The organism is Devosia alba (genome assembly GCF_039938915.1).
Lineage (GTDB): Bacteria > Pseudomonadota > Alphaproteobacteria > Rhizobiales > Devosiaceae > Devosia > Devosia alba.
The window spans coordinates 1-278 of the sequence record NZ_JBDUUI010000079.1; the positions used below are offsets into that span (position 1 = coordinate 1).

At 43.2% G+C, this 278-nt stretch carries 1 protein-coding gene; it reads right to left on the bottom strand.

What is annotated here, in order from left to right:
- The coding region (locus ABFY71_RS18840) for a hypothetical protein (RefSeq protein ID WP_347947402.1) at window positions 1-278 on the bottom strand (278 nt) is incomplete at both ends.

The following is a 278-nucleotide window of genomic DNA, read 5'->3' on the forward strand; positions in this document are numbered from 1 at the left end:
CTGATGCCTTTCCAATCCCTCTATCTCTAATCCGGTATCAAGCATCCTCAACATCTCAGGGAATATAGGGCCTGATAAAGCAGGGCCGATGCCTTTGCTTCTGTTTGTGTCATCTTCTTCCTCGGTTTCCGTTTCTACAGTAGTATTAATAACAGGATTTTCTTTCTTCACTTCTATCCTGCCTGGAGAACCTGGATTGGGAAATTTAGGATCGGTTCCTACAGGTTCAGCTTCTATAGGTTTTGATGCTGGGTTTACAGCTTCTAAAACAAAGTCTG